Source organism: Pseudomonas sp. NPDC098740 (assembly GCF_044760065.1).
GTDB lineage: Bacteria > Pseudomonadota > Gammaproteobacteria > Pseudomonadales > Pseudomonadaceae > Aquipseudomonas > Aquipseudomonas rossensis.
The window spans coordinates 406,996-418,850 of sequence record NZ_JBIWAM010000001.1 but is presented as its reverse complement, the minus strand read 5'-3'; the positions used below and the strand labels follow the sequence as shown (position 1 = coordinate 418,850).

Here is an 11,855-nt window from a genome sequence, read left to right as displayed (position 1 = left end):
AGCCATGGCGTGCATGGGAGTACCCTGAGTGGGCACGTCCCTGTTCCGCCACGGATACTCTGTCATGCATGCCTCCCCCAATCCAAGCCACAATCATCTACTTGCGGCGCTACCGGCCGTCGACCTCCAGCGCCTTGTTCCGCATCTGGAGCAGGTCAGTCTGGCGCTGGGCGATGTGCTGTATGAACCGGGGGACACCTTGCGGCACGTTTACTTTCCGACCGACGCCATCGTTTCCCTGCTTCATGTCACGGAAAACGGCTCGTCAGCCGAAATCGCCGTGGTCGGAAACGAGGGTTTGATCGGCATAGCGCTGTTCATGGGCGGCGAAAGCACATCCAGTCGGGCGGTGGTGCAAAGTGCCGGTGGTGCATTTCGCCTGCCTGGGCAAAAGCTCAAGAAAGAGTTCAACCGTCATGGCGATCTGCTCCTGCTGATGCTCCGTTACACCCAGGCGCTGATCACGCAGATGTCACAGACCGCCCTGTGCAATCGCCATCATTCGATCGATCAGCAATTGTGTCGATGGCTGCTGTTGTCGCTGGATCGCCTGCACGGCAATCGCCTGAACATGACCCAGGAGCTGATCGCCAACATGCTGGGCGTGCGCCGCGAAGGCGTCACGGAAGCGGCCGGCAAACTGCAGCGTCAAGGCGTCATCGAGTACAGCCGAGGCCAGATCACGGTACTGGATAGAGCGCGCCTGGAACGGCTCAGCTGCGAGTGCTACCAGGTGGTCAAGACCGAAACCGATCGGCTGTTGCATTACACCCGTCGTCAGGACGAGTGATGCGTTCGAATTGATTGCCGGCGGCAATACCGGCTGTCCCTTAAACCTGTCAGCGAGCGGATACTGCTCCCGCCAACCCCGCATAAGAATAGGGTGAACAAGCGATCCAGGGACGGATGCAGCGCAAACAGTGGGTCACAATTGATCAATGACCCGCAAAGCTTTAGCGTAGTCCCGAACTCAGCGTCACCAAGATATCGCAGGCAGCGACAGACCACCTTTCCCGCGAATCCCCCGCTTTAGTAGATATGTGCGCGCGGCAGCTCTTGGCTAGTAGCAGCCAAGAGCGATAGGCAGCAATCGGCCAGGAGCTGCCGGTGGTCGTTGCATTTCGCTTGTCACCGGCGTTTGACTAAGCTCAACAAATCGGTACGAACTGAAACTCAAGTGGGGAGACGACTATGTATGCGGTCATAAGAACCTACTCAGGTCCTGGTGCAAAGCAGCTTTTCGATGTTTTAGAAAAGCAAAAGGCCGACGTCGAAGCTGCCCTCAGAAAAGTGGCTGGCCTCGCAAGCTACACACTGCTACCTCTCGGTGATGGCGGTATGTCGGTGACTGTTTGCACGGACAAGGCCGGCACCGATGAGAGCATGAAAGTCGCTCGCGACTGGATTCAGAAAAACGCCTCGCACATCCACGCGACCCCGCCGGTCGTAACGGAAGGCCCGGTCATTGTGCAGATCAATTAGCGCGCCCCTTGCGTTCGCGTGAACATTTTTACCTGCTTGTGCAGCAGAAATCGGCAAGGAGTCTAATATTGAAATGCCATAGGTCGGTCCATCCCCTATCTGCGTAATGATGCGAGGGACCGTTGGCATGTAGGCGGCTTTGGAGCCAACACCGGACCGGTGTTGGCTAAATAGATTTCAACTTGGAGGGAACCATGAGCAATCTCATCGCCAGCGGCGAGCCACCTGAAGCCGTCCGCCTCATGGTCAAGGTTTATGCCTACTTGCTGCTCGCAGGATTTGCGTTTGTTCCGGCCTATCTGATTGGCTACTTATACGTCTTTCAAGACCCCACCCTTATTTTCGAACACCACCTGTTCCATATCATTGCGATCACGGCAGCCACATTGGCGGGCCTGTTTGTTACTTACGTAACCTGGCGCTGCTATCAGTCATCGGGAGATCCGCTGCTGCGATGGATGACGCTTGGTTTTCTCGGTTTTGTACTGATCTACGCGTTGCATGGTGCGTTCACCGGGCAAGCACACCACAATATCTGGCTCTTCCTGCTTTATGGACCGGCCTCTCGACTGGTCATGTCGATTCTGCTGTTAGTCGGAATGCTGTCGTACCACCGCCCACCTGATGCTGCGGACCAACGAATGAAGGCCCGCCCGTGGTTGACTTGGATAGGACTGTTCCTGCTGGTTGATGTGGCAGTGGCGTACGTCGCGAATTCATCGATCGCCGGCAATCTCGCGGTGCGCCTCTCGATGGAAGGTGGTGCGCTCATTCTTTCCGCATTGACCGTGGCAATACTCCTGCTGCGCCGTATCCGTTCGCCGCTGATGATGATTTTTGTCATCTCGGTCACCGCGTTCGCGCTGTCATCGCTTGCCTTCATCCTTGCACGTCCGTGGAACCACATGTGGTGGCTCGCTCATGCGATCTTCGCCGGTGGATTCTTCATGTTGAGCTATGGGGTCGTGCAAGCGTTCCTCACCACGCGGTCGTTCTCGAAGATTTACAGCCAAGAGGAGTTGATGGTGCGTCTTGCCGAAGCGATGGCGTATACCGAGAGCGCCCTGCAGGAACTCCAGCGCACCAATCAAGAACTCGGGCATCTTGCGGCGACCGATCCACTGACTGGCGCTGATAATCGGCGTCGGTTCATGGAGCGGGTCGAAGTCGAAATTGGCCGGACGAAGCGCGGCGGTGAGCCGTTCTCCGTGTTGGCACTCGATCTGGATAATTTCAAGTCCATCAACGATCGCTTCGGGCATCAGGTTGGCGATGACATCCTGAAGAGCTTCGTGGAGAAATGCCTCGATTCGATCCGGCCGTATGACGGCGTAGCCCGAGTGGGCGGGGAAGAATTCATGATACTGCTACCTCAGACTTCACTTGAAGGCGCGCACGTAATCGCTGAGCGTCTGCGAAGCACCGTTGCAAATAATTCTTTTCATGGCCTGCAGCGGTTAACCGTGGTCACCGTGAGCATCGGTGTATCGCAATCTGGCCGCGACGGCGACACCATCGAGGCCATTCTGCGTACAGCCGATCAACGCCTGTATCACGCTAAACACGAAGGCCGTAACCGTGTGGTCACTACCATCAAAACCAGCCTCCAATCGCTGTGAAAGCGTCGGCACCGATACCCAGCTTTGCGCCACAGCATTGGGCGTTAGGCAAGGGGTGTTGATCGATTGTTGCCCATCGCGACAGGCAGCAATCGGCCAATTGCCGCCATTTCGGGAAGAGCGATCTACCACCGTACAGTACTAACCCAACACCGGCAAAGCGCCGATGTTGTGCTTCACCGATGGATTAAATCGTCATTCAGTGCTTCCATTCGCTGAACTAGAAAATGGTCATTACATTATGAAGATCAACATCGAAACGAGTATTGCCGCTCCCATCGCTGACACTTGGCGAGCTTTCAATAATCCCGACGACATCGTGCAATGGGACGCCTCTGACGATTGGCACACCACCAGGGCATCGAATGATCTGAAGGTTGGCGGGAAGCTGTTGTTGCGCATTAAAGCCAATGACGGCGGCATGGGATTCGACTTCGCTGCCACCTACATGCAGATAGAGCTAAATAGACTGATTGAGTTTCGGGACGACGAGGGCCGCGTGGTTCGATTGGATTTTGTCGAAACTGACAAGGGCGTCACTATTCGTCAGACCTTCGACGCCGAATCAACGCAACCAGAAGATCAGCAGCGCACAGAATGGCAAATCGTCCTTGACCGCTTCGCCCGTTACGTCGAACGGCAATGCACCACGGCGTAACAACGCAGCCCATAAGATGCTGCACCCGATCGCCTAAAGCTTCGCGTACTCGCTCATGCCTAGCTGCAGTCTCCCCGCTTCCGGCGGTGGGTTGGATTGGTCGCTAAAATCCTTAGACATCCTGCAACTTAGCGAGCGTCTGCAAAGGGTCGATTGCAACTGGTCGCGGATGGCCGGAGTCGGCGAGGAGCGACCAGCGGACATGCTGCTGGCATGTCGGCGTACGCTGTTTGATTTGAGCTTTTCGCGGCAACCAATGGTGATACCTACCGGGATATCTCAACACGCGCCCTCAAACAATCCCGCCCCAGTCGCTGAGGCGCTCTTTGCGAGTCTTTTAATAGCGAATCCATTCACTGATCCGCAGACCCCGTTACGGCGAAAATGTTGCAGGGTACTTGATACAGAACATGCTCCGTCGTACTGCCCACCCATTTGCCCAGTCCCTTGCGATGCGCATTTCCCATGACGATCACATCGGCCCGGTGATGCGCTGCAAAGTCCGCCAGCGCTTTGCCAGGTGGCCCTTCAACGAAGTGTTGTCGCTCAGTGGGCACACCATAGTGGTCGGCCAATGCGATAAATGTCTTTTGCAGAGACTTGCGCACCTCGCTGCTGAAACCTGGCATCGTCACTGCACCAGCGCCTGCGTCAGATATATGTGTCCGCGATAGATCGTAGGCATGCAGCAGATGCAGTTCCGCGCTGCATTGCATTGACAATCCGTTCGCCGCCTGGATGATGCGATCGTTGATGCCAGTGATCTGAGTCTCAGGTTGTGACGGATCGACTGCCGCCACTACCACCCGCGGAAGTGGACACCTGATTTCGCTGACCAGATGCACCGCCACCGGACATTCGCGCAACAGGTGCCAATCCAGAGGCGTAATGAAAACGCGTTTGAGCGCTGACTCGTGTTGCACGTCCTTGATAACCAGATCCGGCTGCATTTCTGCCACATGCCGAAGTATTTCTTGCAGCGCGGTTCGCGTGACAAGCACTTCGGTACTCACCATGACCCCGCGCGCGCGTATTAGATCGGCCTCATCCTTCAACCATTTTTCGTTCTCTTGCTGACAGGCCTCACGAAAACGTGCACCAGCGCTCTTCAAACCCAAGAGGTTGGAGTCTTCGATAAACACCGTGATGTGCAGCGCTGCGCCAGTGGCTTCGGCAATGGCGACAGCTCGCTCCAACGCCGGGGTATGACGCATGCCTGGACCGGCTATCAGAAAGAGTCGTTGATATTGGCTCATGTAACACCTCCAAACGTTCCGGGATATCTAGCTCCCCCCCAGCGCTCTCGCCTGTCACACCACCGACGATTTACTATCGCCTCAACTATCTGGATCGACACTATCAATATACGCCTGGATTCCATCAATCCCCCACTTGGCCGGGTCGACTTTTTCAACAGCATCGGTCGAATGCGACCGTTGGGTATGGCTTTGTGATCCTCATCGTCCTTGGCAACGGGGAACGGGGAACGGGGAACGAATGAGAACACCAACAGGTTGTTAAGGCAGTACTTCCCGAAAGGAACCGACCTTGCGGATCACTCGCAAGCCACCACGGTCGCCGTGCAAACATCGGTGTAACCGTAATAGCTCACGCACTCGCACTTGGAAAGATCGGTGTCGATGTAACTCCCCCCCCAGTCGACCGAGTTTGAAGCCATAGGCTTTGAGGATGGCGTGGACCTCGCTCATGCGAAATCCCTACTTCGACGACCCACCACGCGGCTTATAAAAAAGAAACATCGAGGTCTCGGTGGTCTTGATGTATTTCCTGGCCCAAGCGGGTTTCACCTTTCTGTCGTGGAAATACATCGCGCCGTGGGTTCGGTCTTTCAGTTGCTTGTTGAGCGCCTTGCGCGCGATTTCCTTGGCAATCGCGTATTGGGTTTCTTCCTGGACCTGATCCGAGCGTCCGTCACACCACCACGAGAACTGACAATTTTTGGTTTTAGAACCCTGCTTGACCACGGCGCATACCGTGTCCGGAAAGCCCTCATGGCCCAGGCGGTTCATGACGACGCTGGCGACGGCTTCCATGTCGGCGGACGATTTGCCTTTGGATTCCCAATACGTGGAGCGGGCCAGACAGGTGATTGCATCGTCCAGCGGCGACGCACCGACGGGATCGACTGCCTGAACTTCGGAGGTGGTGATGGCTTCTGACCTGGGCACCGGTACATCGGCGCCCTTCTCCGCAGCTTTATGCTCAAGGACCTCGGCCTTGTCCTCGGCGACTTCCTTTTTTTGCTCCTGCTCAGACGCGATGGCATGGTCGGTGAGAAGAGTTATTGCCAAGCCGGTGGCTATCCAGATAACTCGCATGATCGACCCTTCGGACGGAACCGGAAGCACGCCGCACTGGCGACTTTGCTTGATTGTAGTTGCCAAAATTCATTCCAACAGACGGACAAAAAAACTGTCGTGGGGCGTGAAAAGTCATTGCGCTCGCGGGGGTGAAATCGCGCATCATGGGCGCAGTCAGCTCAAGGGGATTTCCATGCGCTTCAAATCATCTGCTATGCGTCTTGCCACGTTGTCACTGGGGATGTTGGTCGCCGTGAATGCGTTGGCGGCCGACGAGAAACAACTGATTGATTCGATCAACCTCTACCGCAGCCAGGTGCAGCGCTGCGCAGGTCAGGTATCGCAGGAACTGCCGCCGCTGGCAGGCGATCCACGGCTGGCGCTAGACGCCACCAACATCGGCAATCTGCAGCAGGCGATGGCCAGCGCGGGTTATCCGATGAAGAACGTACAGGCGATCAGCCTGTCCGGGCCGCGCGATGCGCCATCGGCGATGAAAGCGATTCAGGAGAGTTTTTGCCAGATCGTGCTGGACCCGCAATTCGTCGATGTCGGCGTCAGCCACCAAGACCGCGAGTGGCGCATCGTGCTGGCGCGTCCACTGTTGAGCGCTCGCCTGGGCGACTGGCAGGCGGAAGGTCAGAAGTTGCTGGCCGAGCTCAACATCGCACGCAGCCAGCCGCGCCAGTGCGGCACGCAATCCTTTGCCGCCACCTCGCCACTGGCCTGGAACGCCACGCTGGCGACGGCGGCCGAGGAACACGCCCGGTCGATGGCCAACAACAATTACTTCGACCACAAGGACCGCGATGGCCGCATGCCGGGTGACCGGGCTGAATTGGCAGGTTATGGCGGCGGGCAGATCGGCGAGACCATCGCTGCCGGACAAGACACCGTGCGCAAGGTGGTCGATGGCTGGGTGTCCAGCGCCGGTCACTGCGCGAACCTGATGAACCCAAAGTACCAGGAGTTGGGCGCGGCGTATGCGGTAGATCCGAAGAGTGATTCGGGGATTTACTGGACGGCGATGTTCGGGGCGCAGTGAGTTCGGGACGACCGATAGAAAAAAAACCGGAGCCCTGTCATGGGGCTCCGGGTTTCTTTTTTTCAGCGACCGTCAGTGGTTGCTCATACCGGAAAACGTGAATACCGCCCCCAACCGCTTGACCCACCTCGACAGCCAGGGCCTCGCGAACATGGTCGATGTGGGTGAAAAAACTTCGACCCAGCGTGAGGCCCAGGCACAAGCCTGGGTGCGCATGCCCCTGAACCAGGGGCTGTGCCACCCGGATCAGGCGATCGAGGACTTTGACGAGATCACCTTTTTTCCGCCGGTGACCGGGGGCTGAAGCATGACGGTCCGACATCGGCCGACTGATCGACGCCCAACGCGCTTCACGCCTCCACCTGCACCACCTCAATCCCGAGCTTCTGATAATCCTCGACATTGCCCGACGCCACGTGGCGCTCGGTGATCAGGGTATGAATGCGCTGACACGGCGCGACAACGAACGGCTCCACCGCCCCCAGTTTGTCGGCGGTGGTGACGGCAACGACGTGGGAGGCGCTGGCGAGCATCGCCTGTTTGACCGGCACCTCGTCGAAATGCAGGGAGCTGATGCCGACTTCCGGGTGAATCGCACAGACGCCGGTGAACAGCAGATCAGCCTTGATGCCCTCGATCAGCCGCAGGGTTTCATGTCCGCTGGCCGACAGGGTCGCGGGATTGAGTTGTCCGCCGGCCAGAATCACCGTGATGCCTTTGTATTCGGCCAGGGTGATCGCGATCATCGGCGAGGCGGTGACGGCCGTAATGGCAATGTCCGACGGTAGAGAACGGGCGATCTGCAGCGTCGTGCTCCCCGAATCGAAAATCACAATCTGGCCGTTGTGTACCTGGCGTGCGGCGAGTTGCGCCAGGTGTGTTTTCACCTCATCGGTTTCGCTGACGCGGGTGAAAAAATCCTTGCCGGTGTCCTTGGGCCGCGGCAGCGCCCCGCCGTGCACCCGCTGCACCAGCCCGGCGGTGGCCAGCTCCGTCAGATCCCGGCGAACGGTATCTTCGGACACCGCGAAATGCTGGCTAAGCTCACTAGCCATGACCTTGCCGTCACGTTCGAGAATCAATAGTATTTTTTGCCGGCGCAGATAAGGGAGCTCGGCGGCTGAGTGTGAGTCGTGCATGCTTTCGCCCGTTTTTGCGCGTAATTGCGTGTTTGTGCGAGACTAGCCAAAGCGCGGGATAAACACAAACCACCCGGACATCAATTCTTTCGATGATTCAAATCATGAAGCCGAATTTTTTATTTGTTTGTGACCTATTCAAGATGGCGCCATCACAAATGTTTTGGATGAAAACTTCATGAATCTAAATTTTGCCTTTGCCTGCATGATCGTGGTCTCGTTCGCGATTGCGTTGGGTCATGCCTGATCAGCAGAAGCCAAGGGCCATTCGCTCCCTCCTCCATCCAGAGTCGACTCATGCTGTGTTCCCTTGTATCGAACGGCGCTCTCGTCACGCCTGAAATGCCGGATACAACGGTGCCCTGGTGGAGCTTTACCAAAACCGTGCTCGCTGCTGCCGCGCTGTCACTGGTGCGTGACGGGTTGATCAACCTGGACGACACCGTTGCTGAAGGCCCCTTCACGCTGCGCCAACTGCTGCGGCACGAGGCCGGACTGGCGGATTATGGCGAGCTCGCCGACTACCACAACGCCGTGGCTCGCCATGAGACGCCCTGGTCGGCCGATGACATGCTGCAACGCCTTGATGCCAGCCGGTTGCGCTACGCACCCGGGGACGGTTGGCGCTATTCGAACGTCGGCTATCTGTTTGTCGTGCGACTGATTGAACGCGTGACTGGGCGCACGCTTGAAGCAGCGCTCACGGAGCGTGTGTTCGCCCCCCTCGGTTTATCCCGCGTACACCTCGCCAAAACGCGAGCCGATCTAGAGGGCGTGAACATGGGAAGCGCGCCAACCTACGACCCCGGCTGGGTCTATCACGGTTTACTTGTCGGCCCGTTAGAGGAAGCCGCGCTTTGTCTGGACGGCCTGCTGGCCGGGCACCTTCTGCCAAACCCGCTGCTGCAAGCGATGCAAGCGGCACGCGTCCTCGGCGGCCCGATTCCCGGTCGCCCGTGGACTTCCCCGGGCTACGCTCTCGGCCTGATGCAGGGTTTGGTCATGGGTGATCTGACGTTGAGCGGACACACTGGCGCCGGTCCAGGCAGCGTAGTGGCGGTCTATCGCTGCGTTGATGGGGACGACACGGCGAGTTGCGCTGTCTTTCATGAAGGCGCCAACGAAGGGGTTGCCGAAGCAGAAGTGGTCGAGCGCCTGTCGGCAGTCCTTGGGAAAAGCCGGTAGAAAAGCCGTAACCCTTCCCAGCATGGTCTATAACCAGTGGCGACATGATTTGGATCAGGGAACCTTGAAGGCTCCCTCGCTAAATTGATCTCTTGAAAAACAGCCGACAAGTGACTGTCCGCTAGGAGATTCCTCGCATGAAAGCCCTGAAAATAGCCGCCAGTGATTCCGCGTTCGATTGTTTCCAGACCTCCCGAGAAGTGATTGCGCTCAATCAAACCGACTACACCGACGTCGCGGTTGCGGTGTTCTCTGTGGAGGATGTGATGGCGGGCGCCCTGGACGCCCTGCAGCGTACCGGTTTCGATATCCCCATTTTTCTCGTCGCCTCCCCTGGTTCCGGCAACCGCGTCCGGGACGTCTACAAGCACCTGCAAGATGTTCTGCTTCAGGTGAATGGCATTTTTGACCCCTCGCGCAACAACGCCGAATACCATGGCAACCAACTGGAAACAGCGGCAAAAGCCTATGAAGAAAGTCTCCTGCCGCCGTTCTTCGACGCGCTCAAGCACTACACCGAATCGGCCAACGCTACGTTCGCCTGCCCTGGCCACCAGGGCGGCCAGTTTTTCCGCAAACACCCGGCTGGCCGGCAGTTCTTCGACTTCTTCGGCGAGACCCTGTTTCGCGCCGACATGTGCAACGCCGACGTCAAACTCGGCGATTTGCTGATCCACGAAGGCCCGGCACTTCTGGCGCAAAAACACGCGGCGCAGGTGTTCAACGCCGACAAGACCTACTTCGTACTCAATGGCACATCGGCCTCAAACAAGGTGGTCACCAACGCGTTGCTCACGCCTGGCGATCTGGTGCTGTTTGATCGAAACAACCACAAATCCAATCATCAAGGTGCGTTGATCCAGGCGGGGGCGACCCCGGTTTACCTGGAAACCGCGCGCAACCCTTATGGGTTCATCGGCGGGATTGACGCCCATTGTTTCGAAGAAAATTACCTGCGCGAACTCATCAGCGAAGTCGCACCGGACAAGGCCCAACTGCCACGGCCGTTTCGCCTGGCGATCATTCAGCTGGGCACCTATGACGGCACCATTTACAACGCCAGACAAGTCGTCGATCGCATCGGCAAACTGTGCGACTACATCCTGTTTGACTCGGCGTGGGTGGGCTACGAACAGTTCATCCCGATGATGAAGGAATGCTCGCCGCTGCTGCTCGACCTGCACGAGAACGACCCCGGTATCTTTGTCACTCAATCGGTGCACAAACAGCAGGCGGGGTTTTCCCAGGCGTCGCAGATCCACAAGAAAGATCGCCATATCAAAGGCCAGGCCCGTTATTGCAACCATGCACGGCTGAACAACGCCTTCATGGCCCAAGCCTCTACCAGCCCGTTTTACCCGCTGTTCGCCTCACTGGATGTGAACGCGCGCATCCATTCCGGCCGCAGTGGCCTGCGCCTGTGGGAAGACTGTGTGAAGTTCGGCATCGACGCGCGCAAATTGATTCTGGAAGCGTGCACCATGGTTCGCCCTTTCGTGCCGGACACCATTGACGGTCGCCCCTGGCAGGACCATCCGACTGAGGACATCGCCAACGACATCCGGTTTTTCGAATTCCATCCGAAGGATCGCTGGCATGCCTTCAGCGGTTACGCCGACAAGCAATACTTCATCGACCCCTGCAAGTTGCTGTTCACAACGCCCGGTATCGATCCCGTCGATGGCAGTTACACCGACTTCGGTATCCATGCCGGCATCCTTGCCAACTTCCTGCGGGAGAATGGCATCGTTCCGGAAAAGTGCGACCTGAACTCGATTCTGTTCCTGCTCACCCCTGCCGAAGACTGGGCGAAGATGACTCATCTCGCCGCACAGATCGCGCGTTTTGAACGCTTCATCAGTGATGACGCGCCGATGAGCCGGGTGTTGCCGGCCATCTATGCGCAGCACCAGGAGCGCTATCGCAACTACACCATTCGCCAACTCTGCCAGGAGATGCACGACCTCTACCGCACCCACAACGTCCAGCAGCTGCAGAAGGCGATGTTCCGCAAGGAACACTTCCCGAAAAAAGCCATGAACCCGCAAGCAGCGCAGTTCGAATTCATCCGTGGCAACGTCGAACTGGTGGCGCTGGCTGACGCGGAGGGTCGCATCGCTGCCGAAGGTGCGCTTCCCTATCCACCCGGCGTGCTCTGCCTGGTGCCCGGGGAAATATGGGGCGGTGCGGTGCTCAAATACTTCCTGGCGCTGGAGGAAGGTATCAACTCACTGCCTGGCTTCACGCCGGAACTCCAGGGCGTGTACTTGAAACAGGAAGGTGGTCGCATTCGAGCCTATGGGTACGTGATCAAGGCTTGAGTCTTCACACCGCCCCCACATTAAACGCCCGAAACCATTGATGCGACGGGTCGCTATGCAGCTCACATTGGGGAATCAGCCCGAG

At 57.6% G+C, this 11,855-nt stretch carries 11 protein-coding genes; 8 read left to right on the top strand and 3 right to left on the bottom strand.

Going from position 1 to position 11,855, the window contains the following annotated elements; genetic code table 11:
• The first annotated feature begins 64 nt into the window (after nt 1–64).
• The 4 genes from ACIQU2_RS02100 (at nt 65) to ACIQU2_RS02085 (ending at nt 3,759) form a co-directional block, all read left to right on the top strand.
• A complete protein-coding gene (locus ACIQU2_RS02100; protein ID WP_347804946.1) occupies nt 65–790 on the top strand; it encodes a Crp/Fnr family transcriptional regulator in 726 nt (241 codons plus the stop codon).
• A gap of 401 nt (nt 791–1,191) precedes the next feature.
• A complete protein-coding gene (locus tag ACIQU2_RS02095) occupies nt 1,192–1,482 on the top strand; it encodes a hypothetical protein (RefSeq protein ID WP_347804947.1) in 291 nt (96 codons plus the stop codon).
• A gap of 194 nt (nt 1,483–1,676) precedes the next feature.
• A complete protein-coding gene (locus tag ACIQU2_RS02090) occupies nt 1,677–3,101 on the top strand; it encodes a diguanylate cyclase (protein ID WP_403138115.1) in 1,425 nt (474 codons plus the stop codon).
• Nucleotides 3,102–3,342: 241 nt separating this feature from the next.
• A complete protein-coding gene (locus tag ACIQU2_RS02085) occupies nt 3,343–3,759 on the top strand; it encodes an SRPBCC domain-containing protein (RefSeq protein ID WP_403138113.1) in 417 nt (138 codons plus the stop codon).
• A 353-nt stretch (nt 3,760–4,112) separates the two neighbouring features.
• On the opposite strand, the gene ACIQU2_RS02080 is transcribed toward ACIQU2_RS02085, so the two are convergent.
• Both ACIQU2_RS02080 and ACIQU2_RS02075 read right to left on the bottom strand, forming a co-directional pair.
• Nucleotides 4,113–5,015: a universal stress protein gene (locus ACIQU2_RS02080; RefSeq protein WP_403138111.1), complete on the bottom strand. Its 903-nt coding sequence runs from the start codon at nt 5,013–5,015 to the stop codon at nt 4,113–4,115.
• Between the two features lie 462 nt (nt 5,016–5,477).
• Nucleotides 5,478–6,098: a cell wall hydrolase gene (locus tag ACIQU2_RS02075; protein WP_403138109.1), complete on the bottom strand. Its 621-nt coding sequence runs from the start codon at nt 6,096–6,098 to the stop codon at nt 5,478–5,480.
• Nucleotides 6,099–6,273: 175 nt separating this feature from the next.
• Between ACIQU2_RS02075 and ACIQU2_RS02070 the strand changes: the two genes are divergently transcribed.
• Nucleotides 6,274–7,125 (top strand): CAP domain-containing protein, encoded by an 852-nt coding sequence (locus ACIQU2_RS02070; RefSeq protein WP_403138106.1) that lies wholly within the window; start codon nt 6,274–6,276, stop codon nt 7,123–7,125.
• Between the two features lie 151 nt (nt 7,126–7,276).
• A complete protein-coding gene (locus ACIQU2_RS02065; protein ID WP_403138310.1) occupies nt 7,277–7,429 on the top strand; it encodes a MoaD/ThiS family protein in 153 nt (50 codons plus the stop codon).
• Between the two features lie 46 nt (nt 7,430–7,475).
• Here the strand turns inward: ACIQU2_RS02065 and ACIQU2_RS02060 are convergent, their stop codons facing one another.
• Nucleotides 7,476–8,264, bottom strand: a complete 789-nt coding sequence (locus ACIQU2_RS02060; RefSeq protein ID WP_403138103.1) for a DeoR/GlpR family DNA-binding transcription regulator — start codon at nt 8,262–8,264, stop codon at nt 7,476–7,478.
• 297 nt (nt 8,265–8,561) lie between these two features.
• Between ACIQU2_RS02060 and ACIQU2_RS02055 the strand changes: the two genes are divergently transcribed.
• Together ACIQU2_RS02055 and speF are read left to right on the top strand one after the other, a co-directional pair.
• The gene (locus ACIQU2_RS02055; protein ID WP_403138100.1) at nt 8,562–9,449 is read left to right on the top strand and encodes a serine hydrolase domain-containing protein; all 888 of its coding nucleotides are present in this window, start codon (nt 8,562–8,564) and stop codon (nt 9,447–9,449) included.
• A gap of 137 nt (nt 9,450–9,586) precedes the next feature.
• Nucleotides 9,587–11,770, top strand: coding sequence for an ornithine decarboxylase SpeF (gene speF / locus ACIQU2_RS02050; RefSeq protein WP_403138098.1), 2,184 nt, complete (start codon nt 9,587–9,589; stop codon nt 11,768–11,770).
• Nucleotides 11,771–11,855: the final 85 nt, after the last annotated feature.